Here is a 17,726-nt window from a genome sequence, read left to right on the forward strand (position 1 = left end):
CCATGAGCTTCGTCACCATGAACCTGGTGACGATGATGTACCTGATCGCCTCGGTGTGCTTCATCCAGGCCTTGAAAGGCCTGTCGTCGCCCTCGACGGCGCGCCGCGGCAATGCCTTCGGCATGAGCGGCATGGCCATTGCCGCCGTCACCACCGTGGCGCTGATCCTGAAACTGAAGGAGCAGCAAACGGGCGGCATGGGCCTGACCCTCGTCATCATCGGCATCGTCACGGGCGGCGCCATCGGCGCCTACCTGGCGAAAACCGTGGAAATGACGAAGATGCCGGAACTGGTGGCGGCCATGCACTCGCTGATCGGCCTGGCGGCTGTGTGCATCGCTGTGGCGGCCGTGTCGGAACCGTGGGCCTTCAATATCGCCCAGCAGGGCCAGGCGCTGCCCATCGGAAACCGCTTCGAGCTGTTCATCGGCACCTTTGTCGGCGCCATCACGTTCTCCGGTTCCGTGATCGCCTTCGGCAAGCTGTCGGGCAAATACAAGTTCCGCCTGTTCCAGGGCGCGCCCGTCAGTTTCAAGGGCCAGCACATGCTCAACCTCGTGCTGGCGCTGGTGATGATCGCGCTGGGCCTGGTGTTCTGCTTCGCCGACGGTGTCGAGCCGGCCTGGACGCCGTTCATCGTCATGACCGTCATCGCCTTTGCGCTGGGCGTGCTGATCATCATCCCCATCGGCGGCGCCGACATGCCGGTGGTGGTGTCGATGCTCAACAGTTATTCGGGCTGGGCCGCGGCCGGCATCGGTTTTTCGCTGAATAACTCGATGCTGATCATCGCCGGTTCGCTCGTGGGATCCTCCGGCGCGATCCTGTCGTACATCATGTGCAAGGCCATGAACCGTTCGTTCTTCAACGTCATCCTCGGCGGCTTCGGCGGCGATGCGCCGGCCGCTGGCGCGGCGGGCGCGCAGGAACAGCGTCCCGTGAAATCGGGTTCGGCCGACGACGCCGCCTTCATCATGGGCAATGCGGAAACCGTCATCATCGTGCCCGGCTACGGCCTGGCCGTGGCGCGCGCGCAGCACTCGCTGAAAGAGCTGGTGGAAAAACTCACGCACAAGGGCATCACCGTCAAGTACGCGATCCACCCTGTGGCGGGGCGCATGCCGGGCCATATGAACGTGCTGCTGGCCGAGGCCGAAGTGCCGTACGACCAGGTCTTCGAGATGGAAGACATCAACGGCGAATTCGGCCAGACGGATGTGGTGCTGGTGCTGGGCGCGAACGACGTCGTCAATCCGGCCGCGAAAGACCCGAAATCGCCGATCGCCGGCATGCCGATTCTGGAAGCCTATAAAGCCAAGAGCATCATCGTCAACAAGCGTTCGATGGCGTCCGGCTATGCGGGCCTGGACAACGATTTGTTCTACCAGCCGAACACGATGATGGTGTTTGGCGACGCCAAGAAGGTGATCGAGGATATGTTGAAAGCCATCGAGTAACGCCGCTTGCGGCGACCGGACGGCCCGCCTTGCGCGGGCCGTTTTTATTGGCCGGCCGCTGCCGCGACGACCTGGTTGCGTCCCTGGTGCTTGGCGACATACAGGGCCTTGTCGGCATCCGACATGGCCGCGTCCAGGCTGGCGCCCTGCACCAGCGGCGCCACGCCGATGCTGATGGTGACGTGCAGCGCGCCGCCGTCGGGCAGCACGGTGACCGCCGCTGCCACGGCCGCGCGGATGCGCTCGGCCACCTGGTGCGCCTGCTGCAGGCTGGCGTCGGGGAAGAGCAGGCCGAACTCCTCGCCGCCGAGGCGCGCCGCCACGTCGGTGATGCGTCCCGTGTCGCGCAGCGCCTGCGACACCGTGCGCAGCACGGCGTCGCCCACGGCATGGCCATAGCGATCGTTGATCTTTTTGAAATGGTCGAGATCGGCCACGCCCACGCTCAGGGCGGCGCCGCTACGCGCCGCGCGCGCCATCGCCTGCTCGGCTTGCGCTTCGTAGGCGCGCCGGTTCGGCAGCGACGTCAGCGCATCGTGCAGCGCCTGCTGTTCCAGCTGCGCCAGCAGGCTGGCGTTCTTTGCCGCCAGTTCGCGCCGTTCGCGCACGTCGAGCAAAAAGGCGCCGAAATAGCGCATGCCGTCGACCACGCCCAGGTCCATCGCCTTCATTTCGATGGGGATCATTTGCGTGTCGCGGTGGCGGATGGCGAATTCGCGTATCTTGCCCAGCACGCTGGAGGTGCGCGAGCTGCGGATGTAGTTGATCACGTGGTTGTCGTGCTGCGCGCCGACGGCGTCGGGCAGCAGGCCGTTCAGGGTCTGGCCCAGCAATTCTCCGCTGGCATAGCCGGACAATGCCTGCATGGCGCCATTGATATAGCGGATGCGGCACTGCTCGTCGATGATGATGACGGCGTCGAGGGCGTCTTCCAGCAGGCGGGAAAACAGCACTTCGGGAAGAGCGGCAGGCGGTGCTGCGGGCAATGCATCTGTCATGGAACGGTCGCCAGAAACCAGGTGACAGCCATTGTCGCATCCGCGGGCCGTTTACTCCATGCCGGATATGTTCCCTGTTTCTTTTTTGCCCCAGCTCTTTCCTTATTGCTAAGCCTTAGCGGCGGCCGTACATCATCAGCCCAGCCAATGCCTTGCGTGCAGGGGGAAATGCGTCCAGCAGGCCCAGCGACAGGCCCAGCAAGCCCTGTGTGGGAGCGCTGCCCGTGAAGATGCGCGCCATGGTGTCGGTGACGCGCACGGTCAGCCCCCGGTCGGCCTGGCGCAGGCTGGCGTAGCGTTCCAGCCCGGCCGGGCTGCCGTCCTGCGCCAGCACGCGGGCCAGCACGGCGGCGTCGCGCAAGCCCAGGTTCAAGCCCTGTCCCGCCACCGGGTGCAGGGTTTGCGCCGCATTGCCGATGGCGACCGTGCGCGGCGTGCCGCCCCCTTGGGCGTTCAGGCCCAATGGATAGGCCAGGCGCGCCGTCGTATGCGTAAAGCGTCCCAGGCGGCTGCCGAAGGCGGCGCCCAGGCGCGCCAGGAAGGCCGCGTCGTCCAGGGCCAGCAATTGTTCGGCGCGCGTGGGCGGCACGCACCACACCAGCGCGTAGCCATCGTCCTGAGGCAGCAGGGCCAGCGGGCCTTCGTCGGTGAAGCGTTCATACGCGCGGTGGGCGATGGGGCTACTTGTGCGCACATGGGCGATGATGGCGCTCTGGCCATAATCGCGGCTGACGGCGCGTTCCGGTTGCTGGCCGAACAGGCCGCCCTCGGCTTGCACCAGCAGGCTGGCGCGCAAGCTCGAGGCGGCGCCCGCCTGCTCGATCTGCACGCTGACGCCGTCGGCATCCTCGGCACTGCCCGTCACCAGGGCCGGGCGCAGGCTGGCCACGCCCAGGCGCTCGCACACGTCGGCCAGCGCGCTGACGACGGCGCCGTAACGGGCGACATAGCCGAGCGCTTCGACGCCATGCTCGCCGCGGTCCATCAGGCTGCGCCCGAACTGGCCGCGGCGCGAGACGTGAATCTGGTGGATCTGTGTCGCCTCCACGGGCCAGGCGCCCGCTTCCTCGAGAATCTGGCGGCTGCCGTGCGACAGGGCGATGGTGCGCGGGTCGCGCCTGGCTTGTTCGATGGATTTGGCGTCGAGCAGGGCGATGCCGGCGGCGCGGCCGCCGCGCTGCACCAGCAGGGCGGCCAGCGCCATGCCGACGGGGCCGGCGCCGCAGATGGCGAGATCGAAAGTGGACGGTGTATGCATGCGGCGGCGTTAATCCTGTGACATCAGTTGTTCGATTTCAGCGACGCTCTTGGGCGCCGAGCTGAAGACTTCATGGCCTTGCGGCGTGACCAGCACATCGTCTTCGATGCGGATGCCGGTATGCCAGAACTGCTCCGGCACGCCCGCGCCCGGGCGCACATAGATGCCCGGCTCCACCGTCAGCACCATGCCCGGCGCCAAAGCGCGCCACGGCTTGCCGGGCGTACCCGTGTCGCGGTAGGCGCCCACGTCGTGCACGTCCATGCCCAGCCAGTGGCTGGTGCCGTGCATGTAGAAGGGCATATACGCCTTGTCGGCGATGACGTCCTGCACGCCGCCGCTTTTCTGCCGGTCCAGCAAACCCAGGTCCAGCATGCCCTGCGCCAGCACCTGCACGGCCGCCTCGTGGATGGCGCTGTGCGGCAAGCCGGGACGCAGCATGTCCAGCGACGCCTGTTGCGCCGCCAGCACCAGTTCATACAGCGCCCGTTGCGGGCCGCTGAAACGGCCGTTGACGGGCCAGGTGCGCGTGATGTCGGAGGCGTAGCCATCGAGTTCGCAGCCGGCGTCGATCAGCACCAGCTCGCCGTCTTGTAAGAGCGCGTTGTTGGCGCTGTAGTGCAGGATGCAGGCGTTGCCGCCGCCGGCCACGATGGAGGAGTACGCGGGGAATTGCGCGCCACTGCGGCGAAATTCGTACAGCAGCTCCGCTTCCAGCGCGTATTCGTGCATGCCGGGACGCGTGGCACGCATGGCGCGCACGTGGGCGGCGCTGGAAATGGCGGCCGCGCGGCGCATCAGGCCCTGTTCTTCCGTGTCTTTCAGCAGACGCATGGCGTCGAGCATGTCATTGACGTCATGCGCGATGGCGGGCGCCGTGACGCCGCTGCGGGCCTTTTGCCGCACGTTGTGCCGCCAGACTTTTACTTGCGCATCGAGGCTGCCGCCCAGCGCATAGTAAATGGCGGGGCAGTCGGCCAGCAGGCGCGTCATTTCCACGTCGAGTTCCTCGATGGGGAAGGCGCTGTCAAAACCGAAGCTGGCACGGGCTGCCTCGGGGCCGTGGCGGAAACCGTCCCAGATTTCGCGCTCCGTGTTCTTGGCGCGGCAAAACAGGATGGCGCGCGCGGGCGCCGTGGCGCTGGCGGCCACGAGGGCCACGGCGCTGTCGGGTTCCGTAAAGCCGCTCAGGTAATAGAAATAGCTGTCGTGGCGATACGGATAATCGCAATCGCTGTTGCGCGGCACCTCGGGCGCCGTGGCAATGACAGCCACGCTGCCCGGCAGCATCTGCGCCAGCAGCGCCGCGCGCCGGGCCGCGTAGTTGGCCATCATGTTGCGCTTGCCTTGGCCGTGACGCCATTGAGCGCGTCGAGCTGTGCCGGCGTACCCACATTCGTCCACTCGCCAGGATAGACTTCACCGCCCACGCGGCCCTGGTCCGCGTACCGGCGCAGCAAATCGCCGAGCTTGGCGTGGCTGCCGGGCGCGATGCCGTCGAACATTTCAGGGCGGTACACGCCGATGTTGGCGAAGGTCCACTTGGTGTCGTCCGTATTGTTGATCGCGAACAAGGTCAGACCGAAGTCGCCCTGTGGGTGGAAGTCGGGATTGGGCACCAGGTAAGTCCAGGCGATGTCGCGCTGGTCGGCCGGATACGGCGTGCCCAGCACGTCCTTGTCGGCCAGCACGTCGAGTACCTGCTTGAAGTCGAAATACGGGCAATAGATGTCGCCGGAAATGGCGAGAAAGGGTTCATCGCCCAGCAGGTGGCGCGCCTGGGCGATGCCGCCTGCCGTTTCCAGCGGCGTGGTCTCGGGCGAATACGCTATGTGCGCGCCGTACGCGCTGCCATCGCCCAGGGTTGCCTCGATCTGGTGGCCTAGGTGCGAATGGTTGATGACGATGTCGGTGATGCCGGCGCGCACCAGGTTCAGCACGTGCCAGACGATCAGCGGACGGCCGCGCACTTTCAGCAGCGGTTTGGGACAGGTATCGGTAAGCGGACGCATCCGTTCACCGCGGCCTGCGGCAAAGATCATGGCTTTCATGGAATACTCGTTTTCTGATGCATTGTAAATTGCTCTGAAGTGATCAGAAGGTGTAGCCAACTTGCGGCGTTTTATTCTCCAGGGCATCGAGCAAACGCACCAGCGGCTTGAGTTCCGTGTAGCGGTTGGCCGTCTTGCGCACGTAGTCGAGCACGGTTGGCAGGTCGCCCATGTACAGATCCTTGCCGTCGCGGTAGTTCAGGCGCGCGAACAGGCCGAGGATTTTCAGGTGGCGCTGCAGGGCCGTGAATTCGAAATCGCGGTAGAAGGCGTCGATGTCGGGATTGACTGGCAAGCCCAGCTGCTTGGCGCGCTGCCAGTAGCGGATCACCCAGTCGAGTACCAGTTCTTCATCCCACTGGATATACGCGTCGCGCAGCAGCGAGGCGATGTCGTAGGTGACGGGGCCGAAGACGGCGTCCTGGAAGTCGAGGATGCCGGGATTGGGGATGGAACCATCGTTGATGTGCATCAAATTGCGCGAATGGTAGTCGCGGTGCATGAATACTTGCTGCTGCGACAAGATATTCGCCGTGATGGCCTCGAAAACCTTGTCCAGCTGGGTCTGTTGCACATCCGTCAAGGTGGCGCCCAGGTGCTTGCCAATAAACCATTCCGGGAACAGATTCATTTCGCGCAGGATAAAGGCGCGGTCGAATTCAGGCAAGACGTCGGGCTGGCTGGCCAGCTGGATTTTCATCAGCGATTCCAGCGCTTCGGCGTACAGCACGCTGGCATTGTCGTGGTTCAGGGCGTCGAGATAGGTGGTCGTGCCCAGGTCGGACAGCAGCAGGAAACCCTGTTCCAGGTCTTGCGCGATGATCTCGGGGACGGACACGCCGGCGCCTTTCAGCAAGCCGGCCACCTTGATATAGGCGGGCACGTTTTCGCGCTCGGGCGGCGCATCCATGGCGATGAGTGTACTTCCTGGCAATGTTGCATTGCCTGGCAGCACGTCGAGACGGTAGTAGCGGCGGAAGCTCGCATCGCTGGAAGCGGGGCGGGCGGATTCGGGCGCGACGAGGTTCAGCGGGGCCAACCAGGCTTTCAACAGGGTCAGGCGAGCGTCGGCGGAGGCCGGCGCGGTGGAGGAATTGGGGGAGAATGACATTAAGCGGCCTGTGGAATCGGGTTGATGGTGCGTATTCCCATATAATAAGGGATTCAAATCAAAAAATCGCCTGTCATGGTGCTTGCCCCTTCCAATTCATGAGCTGGTTTTCGGCCTCCCCCCCTTCGCAGCGCTGGGCTTTCGCCATCAGCGCGCTCGTCGTCGCCACGACGGTGCCTGTCCACGCCCAGAAAGCGCCGCGCCCGGTTCACGTGGAAGATCCCGACGCGCCCACCGTCATGACGGCGAACAGCATGAACGGACGCCCCGAAAGGGAGATCAATCTCGACAAAAATGTCGTGATTGAGCGCGGAAAAACCACAAAAATGACGGCCGATACAGCTTGTTACAAACAAGTTGAAGATCAGTTCGACGCCGAGGGCCATATCAAGATGTGGCGTTTCGGCGATTACTACACGGGCGACGTCCTGAAGCTGAACATGGAGACCGGCAAGGGTTTCCTGCTCAACCCGACGTACCGCTTCGAAGTGGGCGGCGGCCAGGGCAAGGCCGAGCGCGTCGACTTCATCAACCCCGACGAAGCCACTGTCATCGATGGCACCTACAGTACCTGCGAAGGGCCGAATCCGGACTGGTACCTGAAATCGAGCACCTTGAACCTCGATACGGGTCGCGACGTGGGCACCGGCAGCAAGACCATCATCTATTTCAAGGACGTGCCGATCCTGGGCACGCCGGGCATTTCGTTTTCGCTGTCCGGTGCGCGCCGCTCGGGCTGGCTGGCACCCACGCCGGGCTTTGCCTCGAAGAACGGTTTCGAGCTGCTGATGCCGTATTACGTGAACATCGCGCCGAACCGCGACCTGACCCTGTTCCCGCGCTACATCCAGCGGCGCGGCATCCAGCTCGGCGCGACGGGCCGCTACATGGGCGAGACGGATGCCGGCCTGTACCAGGGTGAAACGTCGTTTGAGTTCTTGCCTAACGACAAGCAAACCAAGACCAACCGCTACATGATCAAGTCCAGGCATGAGCAGGCGCTGGCCAAGGGCTGGAGTTACAGCTGGGATCTGCGCGAGGCGTCCGACAATAATTACCCGAACGATTTTTCGAAAACCGTCGCCACCGCCACCGAGCGCCAGTTGCTGCGCGAATTGCGCACCGATTACCGCACCGAGGACTGGAACCTGACGGCGCGCGTGCAGAATTACCAGGTGCTGCAGGATCCCGATCCCAACGTGACCGTGCCGCGTCCGTATGACCGCTTGCCGGCGGTGAACTTCCACGCTGGCAAATATGACGTCTGGGGCGGCTTCGACTGGACCTTTGACGCGGAAGCGACGCGCTTCGCCCACCCGACCCTGGTGCAAGGCTCGCGCCTCGTGGCCGTGCCGCAGGTGAGTTTCCCCATCATGCGCCCTGGCTACTTCATCACGCCCAAGCTGATGCTCAATGCCAGCGCGTATCAGCTCGACAATGACGCCAGGACCAAGGCGCTGTTTCCGGATACGTCGTTTACGCGCGCCGTGCCGACCTTCTCGGTCGACAGCGGCCTGGTGTTTGAACGCGACACGAATCTGTTTGGCGCCAAGGGCGGCACGCAAACCCTGGAGCCGCGCCTGTTCTACGTCTACACGCCGTACCGCGACCAGTCGCAGTTTCCGAATTTCGATACGGCCGACGGCACGTTCAACCTGACGCAGATCTTCACGGAAAACCGTTTTGTCGGTAGCGACCGCATCGGCGATGCCAACCAGGTCACGGCCGCCGTCGTCTCGCGCTTCCTGCAGTCGGACGGCACCGAGCGCATGCGCCTGACCTTCGGCCAGCGTTTCTATTTTGCCGACCAGCGTGTGCAGCTCAATTCGACCACGCCCGTCAACCAGTCGCGTTCGGATATCCTGCTGGCAGCAACGGGCCGCGTGTCCGAGACTTGGACCGCCGACAGCCTGGTGCAGTACAATCCCAGCGATCGCCGCCTGATGAGCTACAACTACAGCTTGCAATATCAGCCTGGTGCCAAGAAAGTATTGAATTTCAGCAATCGTTTCCAGCGCGACAGTTTGCGCAATGCGGAAATATCGACGCAATGGCCGTTGACGGACCGCCTGTATGGCGTGGGACGCATCAGTTACTCCATCAAGGATCGCAGCATGCTGGAAAGCCTGGTCGGCCTTGAATACAAGGGTGACTGCTGGGTGTTCCGCATGGGTGCGCAGCGTTTCGTGACGACGGCCAAGACTGTCTCGACGCCGATTTTCTTCCAGCTGGAATTGACGGGCTTGTCGAACGGCCTGGGTCTGGGCGCGAATGGCCTGGAAACTTTTACAAAAACCATCCCTGGTTACCAGACACTGAGCCAGCCACTCCGTTAAGATAGGCACCGTTGCCGCCGCCGGTGTCCCCGGCGCTGGCACAAACCGGTTTTTTTATTCACCTGAACTCATGAGCGCTCTACACATTATGCGTAATGCCAGTATGCACCAACTCAAAATTGCAACGGTTTTGTTGTGCGCCATTTCCGGCGCCGCGACCAGTAGTGTCTGGGCGCAACAGGCTGCGTCAGCGCCTGTCGCCACGCCCGCTGCCGCCGCCCCAGCGCCGGCCAAGGGGTTCACGCCACCGGCCTCGAGCAGTGGCCAGACCATCGACTCCATCGCCGTCGTCGTCAATGATGAAGTGATTACGCGCAATGAAGTAGTTGCCCGCATCAAGAGCGTGGAACAGCGCATGAAGGCGCAGAACGTGCCCTTGCCCGATCCTGCCGACCTGCGTCGTCAATTGCTGGAGCGCATGATTGTTGAGCGCGCACAAATGCAGCTGGCCAAGGAAATGGGCGTGCGCGTGGATGACCAGACCCTGGACCGCGCGATCGGCCGTATTGCTGAACAGCAAAAAATGACGGTGCAGGAATTGCGCAACCAGATGGAAAAAGAAGGCACGCCGTTTGCGACCTTCCGCGAAGAAATCCGCGATGAAATCATCATGCAGCGCCTGCGCGAACATGAAGTCGACGCCAAGATCCAGATTTCCGATTCCGAAGTGGATAACTTCCTGGAAGCGGAAAAAGCGGCCGCCAGCGAACAGGTGGAGCTGAATCTGGCGCAGATTCTCGTGCGCATTCCGGAAAACTCTAGCCCCGAACAGATCGCCGCGCGCCGCGCGCGTGCCGAAGAAGTCAGCCGCCAGCTGCGCACGGGCGCCGATTTCGCCAAGATGGCCGCCACCTATTCCGACGCCAGCGATGCGCTGAGCGGCGGCGATATCGGCTGGCGCCATAGCGACCGCGTGCCGCCCCTGTTCACGGAACAACTGCTGAAACTGAAACCGGGCCAGATCACGCCTATCATCAAGAGCAACACCGGTTTCCACATCCTCAAGCTGGTGGACCGCCGCAGCGCGGCCGAAGCGCAAGCCGTCGCTGCCGTGCAGCAGACGCATGCCCGCCATATCCTGCTGAAAGTAACACCGACCCTGTCGGCTGCCGAAGCCAAGCGTAAATTGCTGGAATTGAAAGAGCGTCTCGACAACAAGGCCGCCAAGTTCGAAGACCTGGCCCGTTTGTTCTCGAATGACGGTTCGGCGGCCAAGGGCGGCGACCTGGGCTGGCTGTATCCAGGCGACACCGTGCCGGAATTCGAAACGGCGATGAATGCGCTGAAACCGGGCGAGGTGAGCGAACCGATCGAATCGAGCTTCGGCTTCCACCTGATCGAAGTGCTGGAACGCAAGAGCGACGACGTCTCGAAAGAGAAACAGCGCGCCGCCGCACGCAATGCCTTGCGCGAACGCAAGCTGGAAGAAGCGACGGAAAACTGGGCGCGCGAAGTGCGCGACCGTGCCTACGTCGAATTCCGCGCGGACGACCAGTAATGCCGCTGATTCATTGCGCATGAGTAACTTGCCCCCTGCACGCCGCCCGGCCATCGCCATCACTTGTGGCGAACCTGCCGGTGTCGGCCCGGAAATTTCCATACGCGCGGCCTGGGCCATGCGCAATGAAGTCAACTGCATCCTGCTGGGCGACGCCGCCTTCCTGGCGCTGACGGCCAGCCTGATCGATCCGGAGATCCGACTGGCGGCACTGTCGCTGCAAGCCGTGCGCAACAGCGGCTTGCCCCAGTTCGGACCGGGCCGCCTGGCCGTGATCGATATTCCCACCGTCAACAATGTCATTCCCGGCGTGCTGGACAAGGAAAACGGGCGTTCCGTGCTCGCCACCCTGGACGCGGCCGTGGAAGGCATAGCAGCCGGCTGGTTCGGTGCCATGGTCACGGCTCCCTTGCAAAAAAGCACGATCAACGACGCCGGCGTGGCCTTTTCCGGCCACACGGAATACCTGGCAGAAAAAACCAATACACCGCAAGTGGTGATGATGCTGGCCGGCGAACCGGGACATGGCGAACCGACCCTGCGCGTGGCGCTGGCCACCACGCACCTGCCATTGAAGGACGTGTCCGCCGCCATCACCATGGACAGCCTGGCCGTCACGCTCGATATTCTCCAGACGGACCTGCAACAGAAATTCGGCATCGCCGCGCCGCGCATCCTCGTTACCGGCCTGAACCCGCACGCGGGCGAGGGCGGGTATCTGGGACGCGAGGAAATCGACGTCATCGCCCCGGCGATTGCCGCGGCGCAAGCGCGCGGCATCGATGCGCGCGGACCGTACCCGGCCGACACCCTGTTCCAGCAAAAATATCTGGCCGATGCCGACTGCGTGCTGGCCATGTACCACGACCAGGGCTTGCCCGTGCTGAAATACGCGACCTTCGGGCGCGGCATCAATATCACCCTGGGCTTGCCGCTGATACGCACCTCGGTCGACCACGGCACGGCGCTGGACCTGGCCGCGCAAGGGCTGGGGCTGGCCGATTGCCACAGCATGGAGCAGGCGCTGCAAACGGCGCTCGACATGCTGCGCGCCAGCACCCCGACCAGAGCGTAGGTCGGGTTAGCCGCAAGGCGTAACCCGACGCTGCCTGCTCAACGATCCCGCCGGCCTGTGCCGGCTTTACCGCATTGATAGAAAAAATTATGAAACACGTTGCCCGCAAACGCTTTGGCCAGAACTTCCTGCATGACCGCTTCGTCCTCGACGACATCACGGCCGCCATCGGGCCGCAGGCGGACGATGCCATGGTCGAGATCGGTCCCGGCCTGGGCGCCATGACGGAGCAGCTGCTGCGCCATTTGAAACAGATGCATGTGGTCGAGCTGGACCGCGACCTGATCGTGCGCCTGGAAAAAACCTTCAATCCGGCCAAGCTGACGATCCATTCGGGCGACGCGCTGAAGTTCGATTTCGCACAAATCCCCGTGCCAGCCGGCCAGAAGCTGCGCATCGTGGGCAACTTGCCGTACAACATCTCCAGCCCATTGCTGTTCCACCTGGCGGATTTCGCGCCGCTGGTGCAGGACCAGCATTTCATGCTGCAAAAGGAAGTCGTCGAACGCATGGTGGCCGAACCGGGCAGCAAGGCGTATGGCCGCCTGTCCGTGATGCTGCAATGGCGCTACAAAATGTCGCTGCTGTTCATCGTACCGCCGACAGCGTTTGACCCGCCGCCGAAGGTGGAATCGGCCATCGTGCGCATGATCCCCGTGGCCGAGCGCCTGGCGTGCGACCAGGCGACCCTGGAAGCGGTCGTCATGAAGGCCTTCTCGCAACGCCGCAAGGTGATCCGCAACTGCCTGGCCGGCATGTTTACGGAAGAGCAGATCAAGGCGGCAGGCATCGACCCGACCCTGCGTCCGGAGACTGTCGGGCTGGAGCAATACGTGGCGCTGGCGAATCTGCTCAAAGCACCGCAGTAATCGCAAGGGCTGGGGTCAGACCCTCTCCACCACCGGCGTCTGAGCAGGCGCCGACGTGAGCGGGGGTCTGACCCCGGCAGTGCTGGCTTAACTTAAAACCACTGGTCGACCTGCTGCAAATCCTGCCGCAGCGCTGAAAAACAGTCGTCCACATGGTGGTTGCGGCTGATTTCATTGCGCCGCATCAGGGCGATCTTGCGCTTGCAGGTGGGCTGGCGCAGCGGTGCCACGTGCAAGTCCTCGTCGTTGAGGAAGGTCGTGTACAGGCTGGGCATGATGCCCACGGCGATGCCGGCGCGCACCACGCCGTACAGCGACTCGCTGTGGATCATCTGGTACAGGCTCGACGGGCTCAAGCCATGCTGGCGCAGCGCGCTCGAGGCGAATTCCCAGATGCTGCCCTTGGTGAACACGACGATTTCCTGGCCCGCCAGTTGCTCCCAGCGCACTTCCTTCAGTGGCGCCAGCGCATGGCGTCCCGCCGTCACCAGCACCAGCTCGTCTTCAAACAGGCCCACGCTTTCCAGCGACACGGAGCCGGGCACCTCGATGCCCACGCAAAAGTCCAGCTGGCCCGAATGCAGCGCGTGCAGCAAGCCGTCGTTGGGCATGTCCGACAGGACGATTTCCACTTCGTCGCCATGCTGCTCGCAGTAGCGTGCCACCACCACAGCCGTCATCGCCATGGCGGACGGTATCGCGCCGATGCGGATGCGGTGGCGGCCGCTGCCGATGGCGCGCTGGATATCGGCAAACGTGTTGCTCGCCGTATTCAATAAATGCGTGGCGTAATCGAGCGCCAGCTTGCCTTCGCGCGTCAGTTCCAGCTGGTGGGTTGTGCGGTTAAACAACTTTTTTCCCAGCTGATTTTCCAGCAGCTTGATCGACGCGCTGAGGGCCGGCTGGGTCACGCACAATTCCTGTGCAGCCTTGCTGAAGCTGTTTACCCGGGCTAGGGTGGCAAACGCTTGCAAATGTCGTAAGGAAATCTTCTTGCTCAACTCATGCATGGGTTTTGCTTATTAGAAAAAGTAATGGATTTATAAAAATAAACAAATTTTCTTATCCCGCAATTTACCATATTCTGGACTGGTCTTAACTTGTCTTGAAGGCAACAATCTTCAGAGAAGCGCTTGCCAGGCGGCGCCGGTACTCGCGGTGGCACGCCATGCAGGGGACGCATCAATACAATAATTCCAAAAAACTCAGGGTTTATTCTTTTTAGGGTGGCGGCGATGAACAAATGGATGACGGGAACGATGGTCGTGGGTGGCTTGCTGGCGGCGCAGGGTGCGGCGCAGGCGCAAAGCAGCGTGCAAGTGTATGGCTTGCTGTCGGCCGGTATCGGCTATGTGTCGGATGAGGGTAACGGCAGCCGCACGCATGCGCTGAGCGGCACGAACCAGAATCCCCGCATCGGTTTCCGCGGCCAGGAAGACCTGGGCAACGGCACCAAGGCCATCTTCGTGCTGGAAAACGGTTTTAACGTGATGACGGGCGCGGCCTCGCAAAGCGGTCGCCTGTTCGGCCGCCAGTCGTATGTGGGCCTGTCGAGCAACGACAAGGGCACCCTGACTCTGGGGCGCCAGTATGAAGCCGTCAAGGATCTGCTGGGCCCGGTGGTCATCGCCAGTAACGGCGTGCATATCGGCGACAACGACAATGGCTACAACAACTTGCGCGTGCAAAACGCCGTCAAGTACGTCAGCCCGAACATCAGCAACGTGTCGTTCACGGGCTTGTATGGTGTCAGCGAAAATCCCCAGGATTCCAACCGCAACCGCGTCTACAGCATGGGCGCCGGCTACAAAGTCGATGCCTTCAGCTGGGCCGTCGCCTATACCAAGATGGATCATCCAAATAGCCCGGACGCGCCGAATGGCGCCATCGGCAATGACTATGGCAGCCCCTTGTTGATCTTCAACAAGAGCGCCGTCAGCGGCGCCGGCGTGAATGACCAGGCCATCGCCGGCACGGGAGGCTTTTATAATGTCGGCAAGACCAAGTTTGGCGCGCTGTACACCAACGTGCGCTACCACTACCTGGATCAAAGCAATCTGACCTTGCAAAACGTGGACTTGAACGTGAACCACAAGCTGACGGAAGCGCTGAACCTGGGCGCGTCGTATTTCTTTACCACCGGTAAATATGACGTGATCAACAAGACGCCGAAATGGCATCAGGTCAACTTCCAGGCCGATTACTTCCTGTCCAAGCGCACCGATGTGGCCATCACCTGGAGCTACCAGAAAGCGGCGGGCGACGCGACGTTCGCGCGCGTGTTCGGCTTTGGCGCCTCGGGCGGCAAGACGCAAAGCGTTCTGATCGTCGGCATGCGACATTATTTCTGAGTCTGATACATCTTTACAGGCGCTGTCCCGCAGCGCCGTCCCCTGAAAGGAAGCATCTTGAAAAAGCACCTCATGTTGGCGTTGAGCCTAGGCTTGCTGGCTAACGCCGCCCACGCGGAAAAACGCGAGCTGGTCATTTCGGCCTATCCGATTGCCCAGCCCTTGTTCATGAAGTATGTGTACGAGCCGTTCAAGGCCAAATGCGGTTGCGACATCAAGGTGGAAACGGGGAATAACGCGGATCGCATCGCCAAGCTGGTGGTGCACGCCAAAAATCCGGTGATCGACCTGGTGCTGCTGTCCGATTCCGGCATGCTGGAAGCGGCGCAAAAAGGCGTCATCCAGCCCATGGATTATGCCAAGCTGAGCAATTACAAAGCCCTGTATGACGTGGCGAAAAACCCCATCGGCGGCAACTTCGCCGTCGGCTACACCTTGTACTCGGTCGGCCTGGTGTACCGCAGCGACAAGATTGCCCCGCTGACGTCGTGGAAGGACCTGTGGCGCCCTGAACTGAAGGGCCGCGTGGCCTTCCCCGACGTGAGCACCACGCAGGGCCCGTTGATGCTGCGCATGGCCGATGCGGCCTGGGGCGGCAAGACGGACGACTACGCCACCGGTTTTGCGAAGATCGTCGGCATGAAGGGCAACGTCGTCACGTTCTCGAAGAACAGCGCGCAGCTGGCCGCCCTGTTTGCGCAAGATGAAATCTGGGCCGCGCCCGTGGCGCGCTTTACGTGGTCGCAAATGCTCAAGACGGGCCTGCCCCTGAAATGGAGCATCCCGGCCGAAGGCCAGGCGGCCGGCATGAATGTGATGGGCATCGTGGCCGGCTCGAAGAATGCTGACCTGGCGTACCAGCTGATGGATTTCTGGCTGTCCAAGGAAGTGCAGACGCAGCTGGCGACCAACCTGGTCGACTCGCCCGTCAACAAGGACGTGCGCCTGTCCGTGGCTGCCGCGCAATTCAATACCTATGGCGCCGATCAGATCACTTCGCTGAAATTCGTCAAGCCGGAAACCATCATCAAGCAGCGCAGCAACTGGATGACGCAGTGGAACAAGGCCATGAGCAAATAGTGGTGACGAGGAGAGAACACCATGTTTGCTGATCCAAAAAAGCGTCTGGGACTGCTGCTGGTCCTGCCGGCGCTGATCTTTATCGTTGTCTGCTTCCTGCTGCCCGTGCTGGCTTTGCTGGTCGACGCCTTCCGCGTCGGCGACGGCATGCAGTGGGGCGTTGACCGCTTCATTGACTTCTTCTCGCAGGAATTCAACCGCACCATCTTCTGGCGCACCCTGCGCATCGCCGCGCTGGTGACGCTCGCCTCCATCATCCTCGGTTACCCGGCCGCGCAAGCCGTGGCGCGCGTGTCGCCGAAGTGGCGCGGGCTGGTGGTCGGCATGATGATCCTGCCGCTGATGGTCTCGCCGATCGCGCGTACCTATGCGTGGATCGTGCTGCTGGGCCGTAACGGCGCCGTCAACGCGGCGCTGGTCAACATGGGTTTCACGGAAGAGCCCCAGCGTTTGCTGTTCAGCGAGTTCGCCGTGTTTGTCGGCCTGCTGCAATTGCTGCTGCCGCTGATGCTGATGTCCTTGGCGGGCGCGCTGGAAAACCTGCCGCGCGACGTGGAACCGGCCGCGGCGACTTTGGGCGCCAATCCATGGCAAGTATTCTGCAAGGTCACCCTGCCGCTGACGCAGGAAGGCCTGGTTGTCGGCGGCACCCTGGTATTTACGGGCTGCGTGACGGCCTACGTGACGCCGGCCCTGCTGGGCGGCACCAAGGTGCTGATGCTGGAAACCCTGCTCTACCAGAAGGTCAGCGTGGAGAGCGATTTCGGCGCGGCGAATGTCATCGCCGTCATCCTCGTCTGCATGACCCTGCTGGTGAATGCCGGCCTTAAACGTATTTCCTCGAGCCGGAGTTCCGTATGAAAGAAAGCCTGTTTTCGCGCGCCGTCCTGTGGCTGGTGTTTTTGTTCCTGCTGGGGCCTTTCGCCATCGTCGTGCTGGCCGGCTTTTCCGGCGGCGAGACGCTGGCGTTCCCGCCCGAGTCGTATTCGCTGCGCTGGATCCTCGAAGTGTGGTCGGCGCCCGAGTTCCGCCGCGCTTTCCAGACCAGCCTGGAGATCGGCCTGATCGCCACCGTCATCGCGCTGCTGCTGGGCATACCCGTCGCGTATGCGTTTTCGCGCATGCCGCCACCCGGTATCGGTGCCATCCGCCAGATCCTGACGTCGCCGCTGATCATTCCCGCCATCCTCGTCGGCCTGGGCTTGCTGCACCACCTGGTGCTGACGATTAACGCGCCTGTGTACGTGGGCCTGCTGATCGGCCACATCGCGCTGCTGATTCCGTATTCGGTGCGCGTCGTGTACGCCAGCCTGGTCAACCTGCGCGTGGATATCGAAGATGCCGCCATCACCCTGGGCGCGTCGCGCCTGCGGGCCTTCTTCATGATCGTGCTGCCGAATATCCGCAACGCCGTGATCGCCGCCTTCTTCCTCGCCTTCGTCACCTCGTTCAACCAGGTGCCCGTGTCGCTGTTCCTCACGGGCCCCGGCATCAGCACCTTGCCGATCGAGATGCTGGGCCATATGGAAAACAGCTTCGACCCGTCGATCGCTGCCCTGTCGACCTTGTTGGTCTTGTTCACCATGGCCTTCGTGATGGTGACCGAGAAGGTGCTGGGCATTTCTAAATACATGTAAGAGGC

Annotated in this window: 15 protein-coding genes; 9 read left to right on the top strand and 6 right to left on the bottom strand. The window is 62.5% G+C overall.

Annotation, left to right across the window (positions count from 1 at the left end):
• Positions 1-2 precede the first annotated feature (2 nt).
• The gene (locus HWE17_RS20800; RefSeq protein WP_176390097.1) at positions 3-1,457 is read left to right on the top strand and encodes an NAD(P)(+) transhydrogenase (Re/Si-specific) subunit beta; all 1,455 of its coding nucleotides are present in this window, start codon (positions 3-5) and stop codon (positions 1,455-1,457) included.
• Between the two features lie 44 nt (positions 1,458-1,501).
• On the opposite strand, the gene HWE17_RS20805 is transcribed toward HWE17_RS20800, so the two are convergent.
• The 5 genes from HWE17_RS20805 to HWE17_RS20825 form a co-directional block, all read right to left on the bottom strand.
• A complete protein-coding gene (locus tag HWE17_RS20805) occupies positions 1,502-2,455 on the bottom strand; it encodes a sensor domain-containing diguanylate cyclase (protein ID WP_099403964.1) in 954 nt (317 codons plus the stop codon).
• 115 nt (positions 2,456-2,570) lie between these two features.
• Positions 2,571-3,713: a UbiH/UbiF/VisC/COQ6 family ubiquinone biosynthesis hydroxylase gene (locus HWE17_RS20810; protein WP_176390080.1), complete on the bottom strand. Its 1,143-nt coding sequence runs from the start codon at positions 3,711-3,713 to the stop codon at positions 2,571-2,573.
• A gap of 9 nt (positions 3,714-3,722) precedes the next feature.
• A complete protein-coding gene (gene pepP / locus HWE17_RS20815) occupies positions 3,723-5,045 on the bottom strand; it encodes a Xaa-Pro aminopeptidase (RefSeq protein ID WP_176390098.1) in 1,323 nt (440 codons plus the stop codon).
• Complete coding sequence (gene murU / locus HWE17_RS20820; protein WP_176390081.1) at positions 5,045-5,764, bottom strand: N-acetylmuramate alpha-1-phosphate uridylyltransferase MurU; 720 nt, start codon at positions 5,762-5,764, stop codon at positions 5,045-5,047. Before murU ends, pepP begins: the two co-directional genes overlap by 1 nt.
• A gap of 43 nt (positions 5,765-5,807) precedes the next feature.
• A complete protein-coding gene (locus tag HWE17_RS20825; RefSeq protein WP_035822738.1) occupies positions 5,808-6,875 on the bottom strand; it encodes an aminoglycoside phosphotransferase family protein in 1,068 nt (355 codons plus the stop codon).
• A 98-nt stretch (positions 6,876-6,973) separates the two neighbouring features.
• On the opposite strand from HWE17_RS20825, the gene HWE17_RS20830 reads away from it, so the two are divergent.
• The 4 genes from HWE17_RS20830 to rsmA all read left to right on the top strand — a co-directional run bounded on the left by HWE17_RS20830 (position 6,974) and on the right by rsmA (position 12,653).
• The gene (locus HWE17_RS20830) at positions 6,974-9,211 is read left to right on the top strand and encodes an LPS-assembly protein LptD (RefSeq protein ID WP_176390082.1); all 2,238 of its coding nucleotides are present in this window, start codon (positions 6,974-6,976) and stop codon (positions 9,209-9,211) included.
• 103 nt (positions 9,212-9,314) lie between these two features.
• Positions 9,315-10,709 carry a peptidylprolyl isomerase gene (locus HWE17_RS20835; RefSeq protein WP_235211752.1) on the top strand — a complete coding sequence of 465 codons (1,395 nt, stop codon included), beginning with the start codon at positions 9,315-9,317 and terminating at the stop codon, positions 10,707-10,709.
• A gap of 19 nt (positions 10,710-10,728) precedes the next feature.
• Entirely contained in the window at positions 10,729-11,784 is a 1,056-nt protein-coding gene (gene pdxA, locus HWE17_RS20840; RefSeq protein ID WP_035822731.1) for a 4-hydroxythreonine-4-phosphate dehydrogenase PdxA, read from the top strand.
• An 89-nt stretch (positions 11,785-11,873) separates the two neighbouring features.
• Positions 11,874-12,653, top strand: a complete 780-nt coding sequence (gene rsmA / locus HWE17_RS20845) for a 16S rRNA (adenine(1518)-N(6)/adenine(1519)-N(6))-dimethyltransferase RsmA (protein ID WP_035822728.1) — start codon at positions 11,874-11,876, stop codon at positions 12,651-12,653.
• A gap of 92 nt (positions 12,654-12,745) precedes the next feature.
• Here rsmA and HWE17_RS20850 read toward each other — a convergent pair whose 3' ends face one another.
• Entirely contained in the window at positions 12,746-13,663 is a 918-nt protein-coding gene (locus HWE17_RS20850; RefSeq protein WP_034778821.1) for a LysR family transcriptional regulator, read from the bottom strand.
• A 225-nt stretch (positions 13,664-13,888) separates the two neighbouring features.
• On the opposite strand from HWE17_RS20850, the gene HWE17_RS20855 reads away from it, so the two are divergent.
• The 4 genes from HWE17_RS20855 to HWE17_RS20870 are packed head-to-tail and all read left to right on the top strand — an operon-like array spanning position 13,889 to position 17,721.
• Entirely contained in the window at positions 13,889-15,004 is a 1,116-nt protein-coding gene (locus HWE17_RS20855) for a porin (protein ID WP_235211751.1), read from the top strand.
• A 57-nt stretch (positions 15,005-15,061) separates the two neighbouring features.
• Entirely contained in the window at positions 15,062-16,084 is a 1,023-nt protein-coding gene (locus tag HWE17_RS20860; RefSeq protein ID WP_035822724.1) for an ABC transporter substrate-binding protein, read from the top strand.
• A gap of 21 nt (positions 16,085-16,105) precedes the next feature.
• Positions 16,106-16,945, top strand: a complete 840-nt coding sequence (locus HWE17_RS20865) for an ABC transporter permease (protein WP_176390083.1) — start codon at positions 16,106-16,108, stop codon at positions 16,943-16,945.
• Entirely contained in the window at positions 16,942-17,721 is a 780-nt protein-coding gene (locus tag HWE17_RS20870; RefSeq protein ID WP_035822719.1) for an ABC transporter permease, read from the top strand. The genes HWE17_RS20865 and HWE17_RS20870 overlap by 4 nt, the downstream gene beginning before the upstream one ends.
• Positions 17,722-17,726 lie beyond the last annotated feature (5 nt).

Origin of the sequence: Janthinobacterium sp. BJB401 (genome assembly GCF_013372745.1) — a bacterium.
GTDB lineage: Bacteria > Pseudomonadota > Gammaproteobacteria > Burkholderiales > Burkholderiaceae_D > Janthinobacterium > Janthinobacterium rivuli.